This window comes from Buttiauxella sp. BIGb0552 (assembly GCF_004366275.1).
Classification (GTDB): domain Bacteria; phylum Pseudomonadota; class Gammaproteobacteria; order Enterobacterales; family Enterobacteriaceae; genus Buttiauxella; species Buttiauxella gaviniae.
Genome location: NZ_SODY01000001.1, coordinates 716,875 through 739,495, shown reverse-complemented (window position 1 = coordinate 739,495; position 22,621 = coordinate 716,875). Strand labels below are relative to the sequence as shown.

Here is a 22,621-nt window from a genome sequence, read left to right as displayed (position 1 = left end):
TCACAATTATTGCTGAGGGACAGCAGGCGCTTCTGGCACAGCAGGTGCTTCAAGTTCTGGTGCTGGGGCAGCTTCTGGTTCACCCATAGTCGGCATACCAAACATTCCTAACAGATCGCCCAGTGCCATTTTCTGGCCGTTCAGTGTCACCTGACCGTTGGAGTACTGCAGGCTGGAAACCACATTGTTGCCTTCCATAGTGGTCACGCGGAACATTTGGCCCATTGCGGCCAGACCTTTGATTTGCTGCTCGGCAAGTTTAGCTGCTTCGGCAGGCTGGTAGCCTTCAAACTGTGCAACTTGCGTCATCAACTCAGTCGCCATATCGACTGGAATAACCAGTTTACTGTCGAGAGATTTAACCACACGGTTCAGTTGTTCTTCCGGAGTTGTTGGTTCACCCTTTGATTGCGCCGGGTCTTTCAGGAACAAAGAGAGATTGAAGCTGCTCTCGCCTTTAGCATTTTTCCAGCTTAATGGCGCAACGGTAATCACCGGATCACCTTTCAACAATAGCGGCAGGTTGGCGGCAAACAGCTCAACAATTTGCTGCTGATAAGCTTCAGGATTCTGCGCGAAAGCAGGATCTGCCAGTAATTTTTGCGACTCAGCGTTATATTTCTGGCTAAATTCGCGCACCGCAGCTCCGTCAAGATTGCCGATTTTGAGCGTTAGCTTACCGCTACCAATATCTTTGTTCTGTATCTTCAAAGAATTAATCGCGTAATCGATTTGGCCGGAAAGATGCTTTTTATCTTCCTGAAGCTCAGATTTGGCGTTGATGTTAAAACCTTCCACAACGGCCATTTCTTTGCCTTCGATGGAAATGGACAACTTGTCGATCGAGGCTTTCTGGCTACCAATTCGCTCGATAAATTCGCTACGCGCACTATTGCCTTCGGTTTTGATACCGTTAAAGGTCATCTGCACGTGCTGGCCGTATTCATTGACAGTATTGACTAGGCCGCTTTGTGCTTCGCCACTCACGGCAATTTTATCACCCTGGGCATCCACATCAGCCTTGAACTCACCACCGCTAAAGGCAACTTTTTGTTCGCCATTTTCATAATTCAGTGGCAGCAAGTTGATATCAGAAGAGGTGTCACCGCTATAGCCAATACGCGTTTGGGCATCAATAAAGGACTGGCCTTTAGCAATATCAAACAATGGTTTGGTGGTTGGGTTATTCATCAATGTGGTATGAACTGACGCCATGGAAGGCAACAGATTGAATTTTTTCAGTTGTGCGAACGGGAACGGGCCATGATCTATGGTTTCGTTAAATACGATAGTTTGGTCAGGCTTGAGGAGCGCGCTTGTCATTCCTGCGGTTGGTTTGATGACTAACTGCATGGTGCTGCTGAACAGACCACGATGATAATCCTGGTAGCCCAGCGTCAAGCCAGCTTCGGGCGAGGCTTTGTTCAATGCGGTATTAGCGTTGCTGATCATCTCCGCCATACGGCCTTCGAGCTGTTTACCGGTGTACCAGGCTGTGCCAGTCCACACCACACCCAAAGCAACAATAACACCTACTGCAACCAGTGATTTTTTCATTCTGTCGTAGTCCATATTAAGTGCATCTGCCGGTAGTCCTCCGGCAGATGATTGAAATGCCCGCGGGCATTGAAGAAACTGATTCTACACAGCTTAGCAATCCTACCCAAAAAGATCAGTAAGTTGCTTTAAACTCAGATTTTAGAGAATACACGAGCCACACGACCTACACCGCTGAGAGATACCGGTGATTCTTGCGCAGAAATAAACGCAGACTCACCAGGTTTGAGCGTCAATTGCTGCTGGTCTTTGCTTAAAATTGCTTCACCTTCAGTGCAGAACACAATGGCCGCACTTGGTTGGGCAAGCTGCACTTGCTGAGAGCCGAGATCGTGCAATGAGAAGGCGAAGTCATCAACTGGAATAGGGAAGTCCAGTTCGCTGCCATTTTTCTCTGGCTGAGTCAGTAACTCAGCGGCAGGTTTTGGCTCAAACTTAACGTTTGCGACCAGCTCAGGAATGTCGATGTATTTTGGCGTGAGCCCTGCGCGTAGGACGTTATCCGAGTTTGCCATCACCTCAAGAGCCACACCTTTCAGGTAAGCGTGTGGGGTTTCTGCAAACAGGAACATCGCTTCGCCCGGCTGTAATTTCACCACGTTCAACAGCAGTGGTGAGAATAAGCCACTGTCGTCCGGGTAAAACTCAGAAATTACGCGAATGGTTTCCCACGGCTCGCCTTGCTGATTATTCAAGGCTGCCTTCAACACGCCGAGTGCCAGGGATTTCTCATCGCCTTTCATATTCAGCAGGCTTGCGAAAAGTTGTGACAAACGTTCCGCATTTGGCTCTTGTAAGAAATGAGCAATTGCCGGGTGAGCCCCGGAAACTGGCTGGAGCAAAGAGACGATATCGCTAAACTCACGGAAAGCGTTCATTGCCAGGAACGGCGTTAATGCGAACACCAGTTCTGGTTTGTGGTTAGGATCTTTGTAGTTACGCTCGGCGGCATCTAATGGAATGCCTGCTGCGTTCTCTTTGGCAAAACCCAGTTCAGACGCTTTTTTATTAGGATGGACCTGAATAGAAAGGGGTTGATCGGCGCACAGCACTTTGAAGAGGAACGGTAACTCACCAAAACGCTCTGCAACGGCCTTGCCTAACAGTGCGGATTTGTCGGCATCAACCACGTCACGCAGTGAACGAGCTTTGCCGTTATCAAGAATTTTTGAGCTGCTTTTCGGGTGAGCCCCCATCCATAATTCTGCCATAGGCAGGTTTGCTGGGTTTTCCACGCCGTAAAGTTCCGTTAACGCAGTTTTACTTCCCCAGGCATAGTTTTGCACTGAGTTAATGAGTTTTTGCATTATCAAGCCCTGTTGTAAGGTATATAAAGTTCCGACTATTAAACCAATTATCTGAGATGAAGTAACCAGGCGAGTAAAAAGTCGTACTAGTCTCAGTTTTTGTTAAAAATTTGTGTAGGATATTTTGACTTGTGTTACTAACGCAGCGTGTCATTTTGCGCAGAAAAGATAAAAACTAACGTATACCCAAAATAACTCGAGGTGCAGGAAGGCGGCAATTGATGGAGTCCCGATGAGCTTACTGAAGTAAGTGATTCGGGCGACTGAGTGCAGCCAACGCGCCTGCAGCTTGAAGTATGAAGGGTATTTGATGTTGTAAGTGAGAGAACAATGCCTAACAAAGCCTTTCATTATCAAGAGCCGTTCCCGTTAAAAAAAGACGAAACAGAATACTACCTGCTCAGCAGCGATTATGTTTCCGTGTCAGAGTTCGAAGGGCAGGAAGTCCTGAAAGTTGATCCTAAAGCCCTCACGTTACTCGCCAAACACGCCTTCCACGATGCCTCGTTTATGTTACGCCCGGCTCACCAGCAACAAGTAGCCGATATCCTCAATGACCCTGAAGCCAGCGAAAATGATAAGTATGTCGCGCTGCAATTCCTGCGTAACTCCGAAATCGCTGCAAAAGGTATTTTGCCAACCTGCCAGGATACCGGCACGGCAATTATCATGGGTAAAAAAGGCCAACGCGTCTGGACCGGCGGTGGCGATGAAGAAGCGCTGTCCCGTGGCGTCTATAACACCTTTATTGAAGATAACCTGCGCTACTCGCAAAACGCGGCGCTGGATATGTACAAAGAGGTGAATACCGGCACAAATCTGCCTGCGCAAATCGACCTTTACAGTGTTGATGGCGCTGAATACAAATTCCTCTGTATCGCCAAAGGCGGCGGTTCAGCAAATAAAACCTATCTCTATCAGGAAACGAAGGCGTTGCTGAGTCCTGGCCGCCTTAAAGATTACCTGGTCGATAAGATGCGTAGCCTCGGGACTGCCGCGTGTCCTCCGTATCATGTGGCGTTTGTGATCGGCGGTACATCGGCTGAAGCGACGCTTAAAACCGTAAAACTCGCCTCAACCAAATACTATGATGGTCTGCCAACCGAAGGTAACGAACATGGCCAGGCATTCCGCGACGTAGCACTTGAAGACGAGTTATTAAAAGAAGCTCAGAACCTTGGCCTTGGCGCGCAGTTTGGTGGTAAGTATTTTGCCCACGATATCCGTGTTGTGCGCTTGCCGCGCCACGGTGCGTCATGCCCGATTGGCATGGGTGTTTCTTGTTCAGCCGATCGCAACATCAAAGCAAAGATCAACCGCGATGGTATTTGGATCGAAAAACTCGAACACAACCCAGGTAAGTTTATCCCGCAGGAACTCCGTCAGGCGGGTGAAGGGGAGGCAGTAAAAGTCGATCTGAACCGCCCGATGAGTGAGATCCTAAAACAACTGGCGCAGTACCCTGTTTCAACTCGCCTTTCTTTAAGCGGCACGATAATTGTGGCGCGTGACATCGCCCACGCTAAACTCAAAGAACGTATCGACAACGGCGAAGGTTTGCCGCAATACATCAAGGATCACCCGGTGTATTACGCGGGGCCAGCTAAAACGCCAGACGGTTATGCATCAGGTTCACTTGGGCCAACAACCGCCGGGCGTATGGATTCCTATGTCGACTTATTGCAAGCCAACGGCGGCAGTATGGTGATGTTGGCAAAAGGCAACCGTAGCCAGCAAGTGACGGATGCCTGCCATAAACATGGTGGTTTCTATCTTGGTAGTATCGGCGGCCCGGCGGCAGTTCTGGCGCAGCAGAGCATCAAGAGCCTTGATTGCGTCGAATATGCGGAATTGGGTATGGAAGCCATCTGGAAGATTGAAGTTGAAGACTTCCCGGCCTTTATTCTGGTGGATGATAAGGGCAATGACTTCTTCCAGAAAATACACGCGTCCCAATGTACGCGATGTGTGAAATAGATAACTCAAGCCGCCCATCAGGGCGGTTTTTTTATCCCCCTTCATTCTTCGAGTTACGTCTGTGTTGGCTGCTCTCGCTTACCCGAATCACTTACTTATGTAAGCTCATCGGGATAAGCTCCTTTGCCGCCTTGACGCACCTCGAATTATTTTGGGGGATGCGAACAGTCTAAGGAGAATGAAATGGTAGCCAGTCGCAGTGAAAAAGACTCAATGGGCCCAATCGACGTCCCGGCAGATAAACTGTGGGGCGCGCAAACTCAGCGCTCACTTGAGCACTTCCGTATTTCCACCGAAAAAATGCCCACGGCGCTGATCCACGCATTGGCATTAACCAAGCGAGCTGCCGCAAAGGTAAATATGGATCTCGGATTGCTGGTGGAGGATCGGGGCAACGCTATTATTAAGGCGGCCGACGAAGTTCTGGCGGGTAAACACCCGGATGAATTCCCACTGGCTATCTGGCAAACGGGCTCGGGTACACAGAGCAATATGAATATGAACGAAGTGTTGGCAAACCGGGCGAGCGAAATTCTCGGCGGCGTGCGCGGCATGGAGCGAAAAGTTCACCCTAACGACGATGTGAACAAGAGCCAAAGTTCGAATGACGTTTTCCCAACGGCGATGCATGTTGCCGCTGTCATTGCGGTACGCGAACAACTTATCCCGCAGCTAAACGTATTAAGAGAGACGTTGCTGGGTAAAGCGGAAGCCTTCCGTGACATCGTTAAAATTGGCCGTACTCATTTACAAGATGCAACCCCGCTTACCCTGGGCCAGGAAATTTCCGGTTGGGTGGCGATGCTTGAGCATAATCTCAGGCATGTTGAAAACAGTCTGCCGCACGTTGCCGAACTCGCATTAGGCGGCACGGCGGTGGGGACAGGGCTTAATACCCACCCGGAATACGCAGTACGTGTCGCCAAAGAACTGGCAGAAATTACCGGGCAACCGTTTATCACCGCGCCGAACAAATTCGAAGCGCTGGCGACCTGTGATGCGCTGGTTCATTCGCATGGTGCGCTAAAAGGGCTGGCGGCATCACTTATGAAAATTGCCAACGATGTGCGCTGGTTATCTTCAGGCCCGCGCTGCGGCATTGGTGAAATCGCTATTCCTGAGAACGAACCGGGCAGCTCAATTATGCCTGGTAAGGTGAATCCTACCCAGTGTGAAGCGTTGACGATGCTCTGCTGCCAGGTGATGGGCAATGATGTGGCGGTGAATATGGGTGGGGCGTCAGGCAACTTTGAGCTCAATGTTTATCGCCCGATGGTGATTCATAATTTCTTGCAATCGGTGCGTTTACTGGCTGATGGCATGGAGAGTTTTAATCAACATTGCGCGGTGGGTATTGAGCCGAATCGTGATCGCATTACGCAATTACTGAACGAATCACTGATGTTGGTGACGGCACTCAATCCACATATTGGATATGACAAAGCAGCAGAGATTGCCAAGAAAGCCCATAAAGAAGGGCTAACTTTGAAAGCTTCAGCGCTGAAACTTGGCTATCTGAGTGAAGACGAGTTTGATGCCTGGGTGCGGCCAGAAGAGATGGTTGGCAGCATGAAACAGTAAGCCCCACGCGCCTGCATTTACTCCTCGCAGTACAAATGCAGGCGCGGGATTACCAACCGTAGCGGTTGCGCATCCGGCTTATAGCGATGACGAATATTCTCCGCATCATAATTCAGTAACTCCCCCATATCCGGTGGTATTTCGCCATTATCACGATTACACAGCACCACCAAAGGTGACGGGCAGGCATGTTGTACCTGTTTTTTACGCTCCTGGTACCAGGCGCGGGCAACGGGCTGTACTTTTACTGGGCGTTTAATCTTCAGGCGTACATTATCTGAAAGGCTGGTAATGGAGTTCAGCTCGCGGGTAATTTGCTCCGCCCATTGCTCACGGGTATAGGGCGGTACAGCGCGATTCGCTTTGAGGCTCTTTTCCAGTATTTCAATAACTTCCCTGCGTGAGTAATTCTTGATGATTTGTTTATTTGCCCAACCAAAATTCAACGTAGTAGGGTTTTCCAACAGTGTAATAGAGCGGTAAGCATTAAGGGTTATAAGCCCAGGAAGCTGGCGGTGAACCCACTCAAACCGCTGCACGCTGGGCAGTCCCGACTCCACGCTGATAATGTTTTCAAGCTCCTGTTTACGCTGATTAATGCGAAGAACCAGGGTTTGAGTCTGAAGGCGGGATGTGTCGTCAACCTGATAGCAAACCGCACCAGGCAGGCGCACAGCGGCTTTACTGCTGGTTTTCTCGGACTGCTGCTGGATAAACAAATGAGTGAAATGGGCGAGGGTGGCCTGATGTGCTTCTCTACCTAGTCGTTGTGTCACCTCGATTTTGCTTACCGCATCGTGTTCATTCCCTTTATCAACCGTAGGCAGTTGAAAGACACGGCCAACTAACAACCTGTAGCTGTCGAGTTGTTCACTGAACTGACGTAGATCTCGCTCGAGCTCGCGAAATGTACTGTTAAGGCGTTCAATCAAATCATATTTTGTCATTTCGCCACCAAATTAGTTACAACATACTGATGTTTGTTTATAACACAGGCAGATGAACCTGACCATCTGTGTTGCAATAGTCAGGCAGGAGATAATGTGATTTTTAGCGGCTTGGCTTGATGGATGCCAGTGTCATTGCGGATTCAGTTTTAATTGGCCAGCTAAAGCGAAAACGCGCACCGCCCAAGGCACCGCTATCAACTACTACAGAGCCTTCCATAGCGGTTGCGACAGAATGCACAATTGCCAGCCCAAGGCCACAGCCACCGGTAGCACGGTCGCGGCTTGGGTCGAGGCGAACAAACGGTTCAAATACTCTTTCGCGTTCTTCTGCGGGTATACCTGGGCCATCGTCTTCCACCTGCAAAATCGCGGTTTGTCCATCAAGCCACAGGCTAATGCGTAATTTCTCGTTACTGTAACGCAGTGCGTTGTTGACCAGGTTATCTGTCACTCGTTCCATCAGACGCAGGTCAATCAGGCCAAAATTGCCGCTGGGTGGGGTATCCAACAAGATATCGAGATGCGGATGAATAATTCTGACGTCCGCAATGTGCTCATCAAGCCAGCGAGGAACGTTGACACTTGCCAGTTGTAACTCCGTTTGCGGGCGATCCAGACGTGCGTAGGTTAGCAATTCTTCAATTAACGCTTCCAATTGTCCAATGTCGCGGTTTAGCGCCAGTGACTCTGCTTCGGTAAGATTATCACTCATCTCGAGGCGATAACGTAAACGGACTAATGGTGTACGCAGTTCATGAGCAATTCCGTCAATCAGGAGCTTCTTACTGGCAATTTGCGCATTAATGCTATCGGCCATGTGGTTAAATGCGACGCCCAGGCGCTCAAAACTTGAAGCACTGTCGAAATGAATTCGCTCATCCAGATGTCCTTGCCCCAATCTTTGCGCCGCCGTTTCTAGTTTGAGCATGTCCTTCCAGTGCGGTCGCATCCAGATAAATACGGGGAAGGCGAGGGAGATGGCAATAAATGCCATCAGTGCGACGTCCAGTAAGCGCATTTGGTGTAAGAAAAAGAGATACGGTATTGGCCCTACGGCCAGTACATAGTGGCTGCGAGGGATGCGCTGGATAAATGTATATTCATCGTCGAGAGCGACAATTTCGCCTGCGCGCAGGTGATGCATGGTCATCTCATCAAGCTTGAATTTATCCATTGGCTCAATGTGCAGCTTAAAGGATAAATTAAGGTCGAGATCTTTAATGGTGCGGTTCCAGTCGCGAGGAGGAATTTCTCGCAACTCGCTACGCATTAAATACAGTGAGCTTTTCATCAAATCATCTAGCGACTGGCGACCTGCACGTTCGGCGGTGAATTTGTATACCAGGCCAACCAGCATGGTCATCACCAAAAAGCAGACAAACAGTAAAAGATAGAATTGTATAAATAACTTTTTCAATGAAAATCACCGGGTTATTGCGTATCTGAAGACTGGCCCCTGCTTTACAGGAGCGCTATGGGGATATGAGCGATGTCATTCTAGAATTTTCATACCCCATCTGGGAGGCTATGAAAGCAGGGTTTGCCCCTGCTGACAATATCTGGTGTGTGTTAGTGTGGTGTTTAATGAGAATGGTGGCTTAAGCGATTGCTTCAACCTCAGGTAGAGAATGGCCCGGCTGCATTTCCATCTTGTGTTGTTCCGCCAGAAGTTGACACACGATTTTTCCCGGTAAAGGGCGGTGGAACAAGAATCCCTGGCACAACTCAATGCCGGCCATTTTTACTAGCTCTAATTCTTGCTCAGTTTCAACACCTTCGATAAGTATTTCGCACTGAACCACCATACATAATTTAACTACCTGCTGCAGGAAGCTAAAGCCATCCGGCTTGGCCAGACCGAGAACCATCGATCTATCGAGCTTTATCTTGTCTAGTGGGTAGCGGGTCAAATAGTGCAGAGTCGAGTACCCTGAACCAAAATCATCGAGTGCGATTTTGATACCTAGACTGCGCAACTTTTCCATCACCTCTGCCAGACGTACAGGCTCTTGAATCTTCTGTGACTCCGTTATCTCAAACTCCAGACTCCAGCCAGCAGGTAGTGGTTTGGCCAGCACTTTGTTCACAATATGCAGAAGTCGATAGTCGACCAAGGTTTGTGGCGAAATATTGACTGACAGAGTCATGCTCTCTGTCTCAGACATATTTTCGCGTAGGTAATCCAGTGCGTTTTCCATCACCCAGAAGTCTATCTCTGGCATCAGACCTGCACGCTCATAATATTTCAGGAAGATAGGGGGAGTAATCTTGCCACTGTCGCACTGATGGCGGATCAGCACTTCAAGGGCGACAACCTTGTTATCAGATAAGCGTACTTGGGGTTGGAAATAGAGAATGAACTGACCACTGGATTGTAGCTTTTCAATTTGTCGCTGAGCTTCAATGTAGCTGTTTTCTTCAACAATATGACTATAATTTGGCACCATCTCAAAATCAGTTGGCTGAATGACTTTCATCTCACCGGTCAGTAAGTCCATGTCATTATTTACAGCGCTTTTTTGTTTTAATGTACTTTTGACAAATGGGTAATAAATAGCCACACCCAGGACGACAAGAGCAATATATAGCAGTACGGCGGCACTTGATTCTCCGCTGGCTAACCACACCTTGATAGGCCCTGGAGTTGACCAGCTCACGATAGCGGTAATTCTTGGAATGAAACTATAGTAAGTCGCGCCATACGCCACGATGTAAGAGACTAACGGGGTCAGGACGAACGGAATAATCATTACCGGATTGAGAACAATCGGAAAACCAAAAATGAGTGGTTCGTTGATGTTAAACAATGACATCGGCCCAGCGATGGTCAACAGACGGCGGTGTGGGCTGTTTTTCTGCATTAAAATACAGATCACTAAACTCAGCGTATTTCCTGTACCACCGGAATTACACCACATGTCGTAGAAGACTGGGCTGAGAATGTTGAGTGCACCACGTCCTGAATACCAATCATTAATATTTAATTTTGCAGCAGCAGTAAAGGCAACATCAATGTCCATAAATAGATAATAGCCGTGTAGACCAAAGAACCATGGAACACTGCGCAATAGGACGTATAAAATGCCATTTAGAAAGTTAGTAGGGTAAAAATAAAGTGACAGTTGGCTGAAAAAACTCATTGCATGATGCAAGCCAGTTTCAGCAGCAAATTTTATAATGCTGCTGAATAGAGCAACCATCATCAATGTAACAAAAAATGAAACAATCGTAACGTTATTGTTATCACGCCACTGGCGAAGTTTTAACAGATTTTTACTGACTATTTCTTGTAATACATTACCAATTATTCCGGAAGCCAAAGCCATAGGAATACTGATATCCAGGTAAAATTGTGCATTATCATCCAGTATTCGCCGGAAGATCATCAATGTGCTGATACTTAACGCAATGCAGTATATTTGTGACAGGCGGTTTCTGACGGCCCAATGAACAGCCACATAGATATTCATAACCAGCGGAGCGAGCGCTAAAAAACCAATTTGCAACTGTATAAACCACTGAGCTGCCTGGTCAAAACCTGCTGTTTCACAGAGTACCGATGCGGTGATGACTAAACCACGGACAATCGATAAGGGAACGATAGCCATTGTGCTGGCAATAATGGCATGGGCATAGCGATTGTTTAATAACTTGATTTGGCTGTTATTTAAACGGTGTAAAAGATTGTTTTGTAGCCACACTTTTATCACAAAATTACCTGAAGCAATTACGCTTGTAATGGTTTTTTAAACAGATAACTGTGTTGTCAAAGCGAGTTATCTGGTGTTAACAGAAAGGTGAAATTAGCTATTTTTCTACATTATTCACGGTTGCTTTCCCGCGAATAAAGTTTAAATCTTATTTTTGTTAATTCAGATAAGTAACAAAAAGAACACAAAGTAATAATGAAAATAGTTTTTTTGTGAAATATTCATCTGATTTTTTTTTGAAGCAAATCACAGACAGAAATCTATCATATAAGTTAGGTGTATTTCTATACATAAGTTTACAGAATTAAAACTAGTCTGGTGGGTAGTGAAATATATGAGGAAGGATTTCGAAAGGAAGTCGTTGAATCAAAATAACCGCTCATTAAATGAACGGTTATTTCTAGCGTTAAACAAGTAAAATACAGAACACCTAAACTTCACTCTCCCAGGCGTGGGGGGCGAATAAATAACCTTTATTACGCACTGTTTTGATACGAAACGGTTCAGTAGCACTGTCGTAGAGTTTTTTTCTAAGGCGTGAAATAGCGACATCAACGCTACGATCCAGACCGTCGTAAGTCACCCCACGCAAGTTTTTAAGCAACGCATCGCGATCCATAATTTGCCCTGCGTGAGTCGCCAGTTCCCAAAGCAGATCGAAATCAGCAGTAGAAAGCGTGATGTTCTCTGAACCAAGCGTAACTTGACGATTGACCGGGTCAATACACAATGCGCCAAAGCGCATAGCTTTGTGTGGTTTAAGCGCTGTAGGGCTACTTTCAACGGTATGTTGTGCAGAAACACGTTGGCGTAGGTGCAAGCGTAAGCGTGCAAGAAGAACGGCTGGAGGCGTGGTTTTGAGGATATAGTCGTTAGCGCCCATCTCCAGCGACAATATGTGGTTCATATCGCTGTCCAGAGAAGTCAGTAGCACAATCGGGCCATCCCATTGAGGACGCAGGTCACGGCACAATGTCATACCATCTTTGCCGGGGAGCATGACATCCAGCAACACAAGGTCAGGGCGCTGCTGCTGGATTGTTGCCTCAGCGCAATCACCGCGGCTTTCAACAATAACGTCAATGTCATGTTTGCCGAGATAAGCGGCAATTAACGCTCCTACTTCAGGATCGTCTTCTACGTATACGATTTTGTTCATAGCCCGATACATTGGATCAAAAAGAAAACATACACTGCAAAAGGTTTTAATGCCATAAATCGAGGGTAAACAAAATTATCGAAGCGGGCGGCCGCCATCAACACAGTGGGTGCGGCCTGTGACGTAACTGCTGTTCAACAGATAATTTACTAATCCAACTATTTCTTGTTCACCAGGCGCTATTTTCATCAAAGATTTATTCAATGCAGCTTTTCGGTACTCGATATCGTCATGCTCATTGAACATGATCATTGCAGGCGCAATGGCATTCACTTTGACTTCAGGTGCCAGTTTGCGGGCAAATGAGCGAGTCATATTATCAAGCGCAGCTTTACTGGCGGCATAGGCAATGTGCTTATCGCTTCCACGTTCTACAACGTAATCTGTGAAATGAATGATATCGGCACTGGAATGCCCACCTCCACGCAATAGTGGCTCAAGAAGATGATTGAGAAGATAGGGGGTGTTAACGTGAATTTGTAGCATTTCAGCCAGCGTCTGCGCGTGTGACGAGTGAGAGGACTCTGGAAGCCAGGCACTGGCATTGTGCAGAATGGCTCGCAGGCCGTCGCAACGCTGTGTGACGTTCAGGGCAAATTGCTCAATACCCTGATTAGTTGAGAAATCTGCGAACAGGCAAGTTGCCCCTGCCTGTTCTAGCTCATCTACCGCCGGATAACGCGTACGGTAGCTGATAATGACGGGTTGCTTTTGAGCCAGGAAGTGTCGCGCCAGTGCCAGGCCAATTCGTTTACCAGCACCAGTAATCAAAATAGGGCTGGCGGATGATGTTATCTCCATCGACGACTCCTTACTGTTGTTATCTGGTGATTTACTTCACCAGTACCCATGTTGCAGGAAACGCAGCCACCAGCATCAGGAAAATGACAGATCTTTCCTTGAAGTTAAGTTTGATGTCATGCGTATGCGTGCTGCGCGTATACATAAAGACTAATAATCCCGGCGCATACAATACCACCGAAAGCAGTAAATGCATGGGGCCTGATGCATACAACAGCCATAAGCCATAAATGCATGCCCCAAAGCCAATTGCTTTATGCAGAGGGCGTGTCGACACTTTTAGCAAAAAGGCACCGACCAGGAAGTAGGGAACCAGAATCATCTCTGAAGCGATTGTCAGCAGCGTATTGTAATCTGAGCCCGTCAACCAAATCAAAACCAGGCAAATCTGGACACTAATATTGGTAAGCCACAGCGAAGCAGACGGTGCATTATTCTTGTTCTGACGAGCAAAAATCTTCGGGAAGGCCTTATGTGTGGCTGCAAGATATGGCACTTCTGCGGCCATGATAGTCCAGCTCAGATAGGCACCACATACTGAAACAATGAGTCCAGCAGCGATAATGACTTCACCCCAAGGGCCCATCATTTCGACCATTAATCCGGCCATCGAAGGATTGCGCATTCCGGCGAGTTCCGGACGGGCAATGACCCCCAACGAAAGCAATGTGACGAGCAGATACACGCCTAATGCCGCAGTCACAGCAAGAAGTGTTGCTCGCCCGACATCATTTTTATTACGCGCACGAGCAGAAACAACCACCGCCCCCTCAACACCAATAAATACCCAAAGGGTAATCAACATGGTGTTCTTGACCTGTTCCCAAACGGGAACACCCAGCGCAATCCCGCTAAAATCAAGGGTGAAGGTACGAAGTTTAAAGGCCAAAGCGGCGAGAACGATAAACAGACCTAAAGGCAATAACTTCGCAAGTGTGGCAACCAGATTGATACTGGCCGCAGTTTGCACGCCGCGAAGTACCAGGAAGTGAACCATCCACAGTAGCACCGATGCCCCAATAATCGACTGCCAGGTATTCCCATCACCAAACAGGCGTAGTTCCGGCGTATCGGTGAAGAAACTCAGTGCGGAGAAAACAATAACCAGGTAGGAGACATTGGCGATCACTGCACAAAGCCAGTAGCCCCACGCGGAGAAGAATCCGATCAGTTCGCCAAAACCTTCGCGTGCATAAGTAAAAATTCCGCCGTCCAGATCTGGCCGCAGGCGGGTTAGCACCAACATTGCCAGCGCCAGCAACAAAATACCTGCACCCGTAATGGCCCAGCCAATCAGTAATGCTGAGGGACTGGCCACACTCGCCATGTTTTGCGGCAGGCTAAATACACCAGCACCGAGCATCGAACTCAATACCAATGCAGTTAATGCGGCGAGGCCAAGTTTCTTTTCCATAGCAGTCCCGTGATATTCAAATAAGACCCAGAATAATTATCATGTTTTTATGCATAAAAATGGTGGGTAACACTAAGGCGCGGAATTTTACGGAGTGTAGACGCTGCTTGCAATGACATGAGCCATAAAATGCCAGGGAAATAAAAAAAGGGCGGCATAGCCACCCTTTTTGCTACAAAAGCTGCGCTTATTTATACAAATCAGCGCTAATTGTCATGTTACCGCCACGTTCATCCCATTGACGAGTGATGTGGTAGAACTTCGCACCTTTCTTGGCCGCACGTTTTGCAACCTGGTAAGAAATTTCAGTACCGCTGCCATAGTGGCCAGTGAATTTCACGCTATCAAATGGAACCATTTGAGCGGCAGTCACTTTATTCAATTCCTGAATTTTAGTGCCGTCTGGCAGCGTTACAGTGTAACGACCACCTTTGCTTGTTTGTGTTTCAAAGAAGCGGCCAACATCAGAGCTTGGCATGCTGGAGCTTGCTACACCTGGAATCTCAACTTTGGCGGCTGCGGCGCCACCGGCTGCCAGCGCTGCTTTACCTGCTTCTGAATCAGCAGGAATCGCGTCAGCGCTTTGCAGAACACGTTTTTTCGCATCTTTTTTATAGATGAAAGCTGTAATACGCTGGTTACCACCTGAGTTTGCATCAACCTGGCGCACGATAAAGAAGGAGTCCGCACCTTTTTCTTTAGCTGCACGGGTAATCACATCGTTAACTTCTGGTTGGCTGCGGTAGAAGCCCTGGACTGTCACAGTATCGAATGGCTCAAGCGCATATGCCTGGTCTTTCGGTAACTCCGTCACACCATTAATAACGCGATTGGACGTATTTTCGGCTTTAGGGGCATCAGCATGATACACATCAGCGACTACGCGCCAGTTACCGCTGTTGCTGGCATCGTTAGTGCTCTGAACATAGAAAGATGCAGCGCCGATCTTATCTGCACGACGGGAAACAGCATCGACAGCGTCACTAATCGCATTAAAACGACCGGTGATAGTAATGCGATCAAATGGTTTAAGAGCCGCAGCTTGATCCGGTGTCAGTTCTGTTGCTGCCTGAGCAGACAGCGCCGTTAAGGAAATCAGTGCTGATGCCAGAAGGGTGTTCTTGAGCTTCATAAAAATAGTCCTTCGCCTTGCGCAAAATGAATACAAATACCGCATTCTCTGAGGGTTACCTGTTAGCCGCAGATTATTGCATTGAAATAGTGGCTAATCTACAACTGATCGATTTAGCTTGTGATGACAGGTTAACTAATTGATATTAATGAATATTAATAGTGTAATAACTGTCATGTACTTTAGCTGTTTTTCGGTTCAAAAGGCTGACTTGATCCGAGTCCAATCCGGAAATTCATGCAGAGTAGACCGTATATACCATTTGCGCATTCTCATGTCCCAACTGTCAGGCAATAAAAGCAGGATTTGCACCAGCTGAAAGCGCCCTGTAAGGGTGTTTATGACGCGTTTGGTTAGTACGGTGGTTATCTCAAGAAAGACGAGAGCAAAGAGCAGAAGAATTTGCGAGTTAGTCTAGCTCAACGATTTTTACTGCGTCGCTCTGGAAAACATATCGACAAAGAATCTTGTAACTGTCCCGGTCAAAATGTGAGGGAGGAGTAACCATTGCTTTACCTGACTCCAGAGTGTTTACCGTTCCCAAATACAGCCAGTTATTCAATATATGGTACTCAGTTTGATCTCCTGATTTCTCTTTTAACGCAATGCGTCCAGGGTATGGCCAACTCCGGACTCTTATCGATTCAAGAGAACTTCTAAGCCGTTCCTGGTGACGCTCAATAGTCTCTTTCCCGCAACACGCACCCGCACATTTGTTCAATGAGAAACGGAAGCACGGCCTGCCAGCAGTCAACTTTTCAAGGCCTAATACCCCACAACAAAGTTGTTCCTTGTCTGCCAACTCTCTTAACTGGTCTATAGCTGCATGCCTGGTTTTAAACAGCCCAAATAAGCCCTTAACATTTGTGAAGTCGGTTTCGCTGCTGAATACAAATTGTGTTGTTTGATCAGTAATACGAAGAGAACAAAGCTTTCTCGTCACCCGTAACCTTTTGTTGAAGAGTGGGCTGTGATTCTTTATGAGCTGGGACTCAAGTAACAGGGCGCCAATTTCACCAATGGTTTGGTGAAATTCAATACGAGTGGTCATGTGCAGTAATTTCGCTTCAGATTGCGTTCTGAAATGCGACTGAACACGACTACGAATGTTGATGCTTTTCCCGATGTAGAGAGGAAAGCTTTGATCCGAACCGTAGAAAATATATACACCAGGACTTGATGGAAGAGTTTTAAGTGTATGACGGAGATGCTCTGGATATTGATACTGTAGGGTCATGCTTTTATTGGCTAATTTATTTGAAAGTGGATTTGCTCAAAGGCGGCTGTTTGAGACGTCTGTAGATTGCGCGTGTTTTAATCAGTTCATCGTAATGTTCTCTCGTCATCCATGCAACTTTATGGTGTGTGTTAATTGCTCACAGAATGTGTGTTTCATGGTTTTTATCACGTACCAGGGCTTCAGAAAAAGGTCTTAGAATTCGGTGTTCTATGACGAATGGGGCATGAAAAGTGGAAAAAATTGTGTAAGTTGGCAGGCTTAAGGTTGAAGGTTGCAACCTCTAACTACCTGCGGCATCTTGCACTCTGCAGTTATTGATTCCAGCTATTTTTCATAACGAAAATTTATAGCTTCATAAAAGAGTGCTTTGACCAGTAAAAGTGGTAAAGCTTACAACTTAATTGGTTAATTTAATGTTAAATGTGCAATTTGCAGCGGCGCAGAATCGTGAATTGCCGCGCTGATGAAGCGTATTATCAGGTGTTGTAGATGAAAATTAGTCGAAAAGAGCTGTCTTAAGGCCCTGGAGCTAAATTTTTACGATAATGATACAAATACTGAGATCCTGATCTAGATCACGGGCGTTATTTTCAGTAGGTTATAAATAGTTTGTTACAGATGCATTTTTAATTGAACTGGTAACGGAACTGACGATTGCCAAGGCAATGTCTGACAAACCATCAACAAAAAATCAGATGGAAGGGAATACTATGCGTATTGGGGTACCAAAAGAGCGGTGGGCGGGCGAATCCCGCGTGGCAGCCACGCCAAAAACAGTGGAGCAATTGCTGAAACTGGGCTTCACCGTCACTGTCGAAAGCGGAGCGGGTAAACTGGCGAGCTTTGATGACGAAGCATTTGTACAAGTTGGCGCGACCATTTCAGATACCGCTGACGTCTGGCAATCTGACATCGTTCTGAAAGTGAATGCACCGCAAGATAGCGAAATTGAGCTATTGCGTGAAGGTTCCACGCTGGTGAGCTTCATCTGGCCTGCTCAGAATCCTGAGTTGCTCGAAAAGCTTGCCGCTAAAAATGTCACCGTAATGGCGATGGATTCCGTGCCACGTATTTCACGTGCGCAGTCGCTCGATGCCCTAAGTTCAATGGCTAACATTGCGGGTTATCGCGCAATTGTTGAAGCCGCTCATGAATTTGGCCGCTTCTTTACCGGGCAGATTACCGCTGCGGGCAAAGTGCCACCAGCTAAAGTGATGGTCATCGGTGCTGGTGTTGCGGGCCTTGCGGCGATTGGTGCAGCCAACAGCCTTGGTGCTATTGTGCGCGCCTTTGACACCCGTCCAGAAGTGAAAGAACAAGTGCAAAGTATGGGCGCTGAGTTCCTTGAACTGGACTTTAAAGAAGAAGCAGGCAGCGGCGATGGCTATGCCAAAGTGATGTCTGAGGCCTTCATTAAAGCCGAAATGGAGCTGTTTGCAGCCCAGGCGAAAGAAGTCGACATCATTGTTACTACGGCGTTGATCCCAGGCAAACCAGCTCCAAAACTTATCACCCGTGAAATGGTTGATTCCATGCAAGCAGGCAGCGTGATTGTCGATCTTGCAGCGCAGAACGGCGGTAACTGTGAATATACGGTTGCAGATCAGGTGACTGTAACGCCAAACGGCGTGAAAGTTATTGGTTACACCGATTTACCAGGACGCCTACCAACGCAATCCTCCCAACTTTACGGTACCAACCTGGTTAATTTGCTGAAACTGCTCTGCAAAGAGAAAGATGGCAATACCGTGATTGATTTTGAAGATGTTGTTATTCGTGGTGTGACGGTTATTCGTGATGGTGAAGTCACCTGGCCGGCACCGCCAATTCAGGTTTCTGCGCAGCCTCAAGCTGCGGCGAAGAAAGCTGCTGTTCCTGTCGAAGATAAAAAACCGGCTTCACCATGGCGCAAATATGCGTTTATGGCGTTGGCGATCATTCTGTTTGGCTGGCTTGCAGACGTTGCGCCTAAAGAGTTCCTCGGCCACTTCACAGTGTTTGCGCTGTCGTGTGTCGTCGGTTACTACGTCGTCTGGAATGTTTCTCATGCACTTCATACCCCGCTGATGTCGGTCACTAACGCCATTTCAGGGATTATCGTGGTGGGTGCATTGCTGCAAATTGGTCATGGCGGTTGGGTTAGCTTCCTGAGCTTTGTTGCCGTACTGATTGCCAGTATCAATATTTTTGGTGGTTTCACCGTCACTCAGCGCATGCTGAAAATGTTCCGGAAGAACTAAGGGGTAACACATGTCTGGTGGATTAGTTACAGCAGCATACATTGTTGCCGCTATTCTGTTTATTTTCAGCCTGGCGGGGCTGTCAAAACACGAAACATCTAAGCAAGGCAACTTGTTCGGAATGGCCGGTATGGGTATCGCATTGGTTGCGACCATCTTCGGGCCAGAGACTGGCAATGTGGTCTGGATTATCGTTGCCATGGTGATTGGTGGTGCCATCGGTATCCATCTTGCTAAGAAAGTCGAAATGACCGAGATGCCGGAGTTGGTTGCAATTTTGCACAGCTTCGTAGGTCTTGCTGCGGTTCTGGTTGGCTTTAACAGCTATCTGGACCATGCTCCTGGCCTTGAGCCGATTATGGAAAACATCCACCTAACGGAAGTCTTCCTCGGTATCTTTATTGGTGCGGTGACCTTCACGGGTTCCATCGTGGCGTTTGGTAAACTGCGCGGCAAGATTTCCTCTAAACCGTTAATGTTGCCACATCGTCATAAACTGAACCTCGCGGCGCTGGTTGTTTCCTTCGCTATGCTAATCATCTTCGTGCGTACTGAAAGCGTTGGCTTGCAAGTATTAGCGTTGCTGGTGATGACTATCATCGCACTGATTGTTGGCTGGCACCTGGTTGCATCAATTGGTGGCGCAGATATGCCAGTTGTGGTCTCAATGCTGAACTCCTACTCCGGTTGGGCAGCAGCGGCAGCGGGCTTTATGCTCAGCAATGACTTGCTGATTGTTACCGGTGCATTGGTTGGTTCGTCCGGTGCGATTCTGTCTTACATCATGTGTAAGGCAATGAACCGTTCCTTCATCAGCGTCATTGCCGGTGGTTTTGGTACTGACGGTTCTTCTACTGGTGAAGATGACGAAGTCGGTGAGCATCGTGAAATCACAGCTGAAGACACAGCGGACATGCTGAAAAACTCAACGTCTGTGATCATCACTCCAGGGTACGGCATGGCTGTTGCGCAGGCGCAATATCCGGTGGCAGAGATTACTGAGAAGCTGCGCGCACGTGGCATCAAAGTTCGCTTTGGTATTCACCCGGTTGCCGGGCGTTTGCCAGGCCACATGAACGTTCTGTTGGCGGAAGCGCGTGTTCCGTACGATGTGGTTCTGGAAATGGATGAAATCAACGATGATTTCACCGATACCGACACCGTTCTGGTTATTGGTGCGAATGACACCGTTAACCCGGCAGCACTTGAAGATCCTCGCAGCCCAATCGCGGGTATGCCAGTGCTGGAAGTGTGGAAGGCGCAAAACGTAATCGTGTTCAAGCGTTCGATGAACACAGGTTACGCAGGTGTGCAGAACCCGCTGTTCTTTAAAGAGAACACTCAAATGCTGTTTGGCGATGCCAAAGCCAGCGTCGAAGCGATTCTTAAAGCACTCTAGTTTTATCGGTAGTTTGCAAAAACCGCCTTTCGGGGCGGTTTTTCTTTTCCGAAATTTTTTTCCGAAATAGCACCAATAAAAAATCCGTCGCAATGGACGGATTTTTTATTATTCAAACGACGTACTAATCGTCTTCTTCGTCATCCATTTCTACCGGTGTTTGGTAATCATCAGGTTTGATGACCAGCAAATCGCAACGCAAATGGTCGATAACTTGTTCGGCAGTATTGCCAAGAAATGCAGCAGAAAGGCCGGTGCGACCTACAGTGCCGAGCACCACGATACCCGCTTGCAAATGTTCCGCGAGATCAGGAATAACCTCTTCAGGTAATCCTTTCTCGACGTGAGTCATTTTCTCATCGATTCCAAATTTTTGGCGTAACGCTTTCATCGCAACTAAATGCTGGCCGCGAATAGCATCGTTATAAACGCTTGGATCAAAATCAGGGAGTTCGATGGCAATGTTAATTGGAGTAATTGGGTAGGCACCTACGAGGTGAACTTCAGTGTGGTTAACATCCTCGGCTAAGCGAATGGTCTCTTTAACCAGCTTTTCATTGAGCGCGTTGTGGTATTGCTCTTCACTTGCAAGGTTGACCGCAACGACCGCTCGGCCGCCTTCAGGCCACTGTTTTTCATTAACCATCCATACCGGGCTTGGGCACTTACGCAGCAGATGCCAGTCGGTTGGTGTGAAAATTACCGCTTCCAGTTTATCGTGCTGATGCGTCATTTTGAGCACCAGGTCATGACCACCGCTGATCACTTCCTGAATAATTGCCTCGAAGGGACGATTATGCCAAACCACTTTAATCTCAATCGGTACACCCGAATCGATGTAGTACTGGGCTTGTTCTTTTATCCAGGCTGCACGTTGGCTAATAACGCCTTTGCGCATAGCTGTGCGTTCATCTGGTGACAGAAGGGTGGTCATTTCGTAGGAAAAATCATAGATAGGCAGAAATGCTTTGATCCTGCCACCAATCCGTTGATGCAAATAAACAGCACGCCGCAGGGCGGGTTGATCGTCCTGATTAGGATCTATAGCGACTAGCATGTTTTGATACTTTGCCATACAGGTCTCCTTACAACTGCTTAACCACAGTCTGTAAATTAAGATTAACCCATATGTGATGAATGAAACAGGTGATAAGTCTCTGTGGGATCAATAAATGAGGAAAATTTAATGATCCCACATAGGAAAGCAGATACTAGGCGACGTTACGCGATTGACCAGCGAGTTGTGCAAGAAGATCGATATTTTCGATAGTAATGTACTTTCCTTTCACCGCCAGCATGCCACTTTTCTGGAAACGGCCTAACAGGCGACTAATGGTTTCCACCGTCAGCCCAAGATAGTTACCGATATCGCCACGAGTCATGGTCAGACGGAATTCCCGAGGGGAGAAGCCGCGCTGGGCAAAGCGACGTGAAAGATTGTAGATAAATGCGGCCAGACGCTCTTCTGCATTCTTTTTGGAAAGCAACAGGATCATATCCTGGTCGCCCTTAATTTCGCCGCTCATCAAACGCATCATCTGCTGGCGCAGATTCGGCATTTTACCCGACAAATCATCAAGGGTTTCGAATGGGATTTCGCAAACCATTGAGGTTTCAAGTGCTTGCGCAAAGCTTGGGTGCATACCCGTGCCAATAGCGTCAAAGCCCACAAGATCGCCTGCTAAATGGAAGCCGGTAATTTGCTCATCACCTTGTTCAGTAATGGTGTAGCTCTTGATGGTCCCTGAACGAATTGCGTACAGCGACTTCAGCTCATCACCAGCCTTAAACAGGGTCTGTCCCTTCTGAATAGGCTTCTTACGCTCGATGATATTATCAAGCTGATCAAGCTCATGTTCATTGAGCGTGAAGGGGATGCATAATTGGCTGATGCTGCAATCCTGGCAATGGATAGCACAACCGCCAGACTGAATGCGTCGAATAATTCGCTTTTCAGGGATCATAGATATGCTCGGGCCGTTATTGATATTGGTCAATTTTAACATCTTTTTCTTGAGCACGTAAGTATGATGAAAGCGCATTCAGAATATATCAGCTAATAACCTTGTGGTTATAGAGCTATCCTATTGAAATTAATAGAACTGTATATTAATCCACATTATTATTGTGTGAATAAAGAACATTCTTCCGCAC

The 22,621-nt window shown here is 47.4% G+C and carries 16 protein-coding genes; 4 read left to right on the top strand and 12 right to left on the bottom strand.

Going from position 1 to position 22,621, the window contains the following annotated elements:
• Positions 1 to 6 precede the first annotated feature (6 nt).
• Entirely contained in the window at positions 7 to 1,557 is a 1,551-nt protein-coding gene (locus tag EDF88_RS03405) for a YdgA family protein (RefSeq protein ID WP_134182915.1), read from the bottom strand.
• A 134-nt stretch (positions 1,558 to 1,691) separates the two neighbouring features.
• Positions 1,692 to 2,864, bottom strand: a complete 1,173-nt coding sequence (gene manA / locus EDF88_RS03400) for a mannose-6-phosphate isomerase (protein ID WP_134182913.1) — start codon at positions 2,862 to 2,864, stop codon at positions 1,692 to 1,694.
• Positions 2,865 to 3,194: 330 nt separating this feature from the next.
• Between manA and fumA the strand changes: the two genes are divergently transcribed.
• On the top strand, positions 3,195 to 4,841 hold the full coding sequence (fumA, locus tag EDF88_RS03395) for a class I fumarate hydratase FumA (protein ID WP_064518591.1): 1,647 nt from the start codon (positions 3,195 to 3,197) through the stop codon (positions 4,839 to 4,841).
• 183 nt (positions 4,842 to 5,024) lie between these two features.
• Positions 5,025 to 6,422 (top strand): class II fumarate hydratase, encoded by a 1,398-nt coding sequence (gene fumC, locus EDF88_RS03390; protein ID WP_134182911.1) that lies wholly within the window; start codon positions 5,025 to 5,027, stop codon positions 6,420 to 6,422.
• 17 nt (positions 6,423 to 6,439) lie between these two features.
• Here fumC and tus read toward each other — a convergent pair whose 3' ends face one another.
• The 8 genes from tus to cho form a co-directional block, all read right to left on the bottom strand.
• On the bottom strand, positions 6,440 to 7,369 hold the full coding sequence (tus, locus tag EDF88_RS03385) for a DNA replication terminus site-binding protein (RefSeq protein WP_134182909.1): 930 nt from the start codon (positions 7,367 to 7,369) through the stop codon (positions 6,440 to 6,442).
• A gap of 103 nt (positions 7,370 to 7,472) precedes the next feature.
• Positions 7,473 to 8,789 (bottom strand): two-component system sensor histidine kinase RstB, encoded by a 1,317-nt coding sequence (gene rstB / locus EDF88_RS03380; RefSeq protein ID WP_064518594.1) that lies wholly within the window; start codon positions 8,787 to 8,789, stop codon positions 7,473 to 7,475.
• Between the two features lie 181 nt (positions 8,790 to 8,970).
• Positions 8,971 to 11,082 (bottom strand): EAL domain-containing protein, encoded by a 2,112-nt coding sequence (locus tag EDF88_RS03370; RefSeq protein ID WP_134182907.1) that lies wholly within the window; start codon positions 11,080 to 11,082, stop codon positions 8,971 to 8,973.
• Between the two features lie 430 nt (positions 11,083 to 11,512).
• Entirely contained in the window at positions 11,513 to 12,241 is a 729-nt protein-coding gene (gene rstA / locus EDF88_RS03365) for a two-component system response regulator RstA (protein WP_064518596.1), read from the bottom strand.
• A gap of 75 nt (positions 12,242 to 12,316) precedes the next feature.
• Positions 12,317 to 13,042: a dihydromonapterin reductase gene (gene folM, locus EDF88_RS03360; RefSeq protein WP_064518597.1), complete on the bottom strand. Its 726-nt coding sequence runs from the start codon at positions 13,040 to 13,042 to the stop codon at positions 12,317 to 12,319.
• A 31-nt stretch (positions 13,043 to 13,073) separates the two neighbouring features.
• Positions 13,074 to 14,456 carry an amino acid permease gene (locus tag EDF88_RS03355; protein ID WP_064518598.1) on the bottom strand — a complete coding sequence of 461 codons (1,383 nt, stop codon included), beginning with the start codon at positions 14,454 to 14,456 and terminating at the stop codon, positions 13,074 to 13,076.
• Between the two features lie 187 nt (positions 14,457 to 14,643).
• Positions 14,644 to 15,588 carry a DUF1471 family protein YdgH gene (gene ydgH, locus EDF88_RS03350; RefSeq protein ID WP_064518599.1) on the bottom strand — a complete coding sequence of 315 codons (945 nt, stop codon included), beginning with the start codon at positions 15,586 to 15,588 and terminating at the stop codon, positions 14,644 to 14,646.
• A gap of 409 nt (positions 15,589 to 15,997) precedes the next feature.
• Complete coding sequence (cho, locus tag EDF88_RS03345; RefSeq protein WP_134182905.1) at positions 15,998 to 16,825, bottom strand: excinuclease Cho; 828 nt, start codon at positions 16,823 to 16,825, stop codon at positions 15,998 to 16,000.
• A gap of 713 nt (positions 16,826 to 17,538) precedes the next feature.
• Between cho and pntA the strand changes: the two genes are divergently transcribed.
• Complete coding sequence (pntA, locus tag EDF88_RS03340) at positions 17,539 to 19,068, top strand: Re/Si-specific NAD(P)(+) transhydrogenase subunit alpha (protein ID WP_064518601.1); 1,530 nt, start codon at positions 17,539 to 17,541, stop codon at positions 19,066 to 19,068.
• Positions 19,069 to 19,078: 10 nt separating this feature from the next.
• The gene (gene pntB / locus EDF88_RS03335; protein WP_064518602.1) at positions 19,079 to 20,467 is read left to right on the top strand and encodes a Re/Si-specific NAD(P)(+) transhydrogenase subunit beta; all 1,389 of its coding nucleotides are present in this window, start codon (positions 19,079 to 19,081) and stop codon (positions 20,465 to 20,467) included.
• Between the two features lie 124 nt (positions 20,468 to 20,591).
• On the opposite strand, the gene uspE is transcribed toward pntB, so the two are convergent.
• Together uspE and fnr are read right to left on the bottom strand one after the other, a co-directional pair.
• Positions 20,592 to 21,542 (bottom strand): universal stress protein UspE, encoded by a 951-nt coding sequence (gene uspE, locus EDF88_RS03330; RefSeq protein ID WP_064518604.1) that lies wholly within the window; start codon positions 21,540 to 21,542, stop codon positions 20,592 to 20,594.
• A gap of 136 nt (positions 21,543 to 21,678) precedes the next feature.
• Entirely contained in the window at positions 21,679 to 22,431 is a 753-nt protein-coding gene (gene fnr / locus EDF88_RS03325) for a fumarate/nitrate reduction transcriptional regulator Fnr (RefSeq protein WP_134183258.1), read from the bottom strand.
• Positions 22,432 to 22,621: the final 190 nt, after the last annotated feature.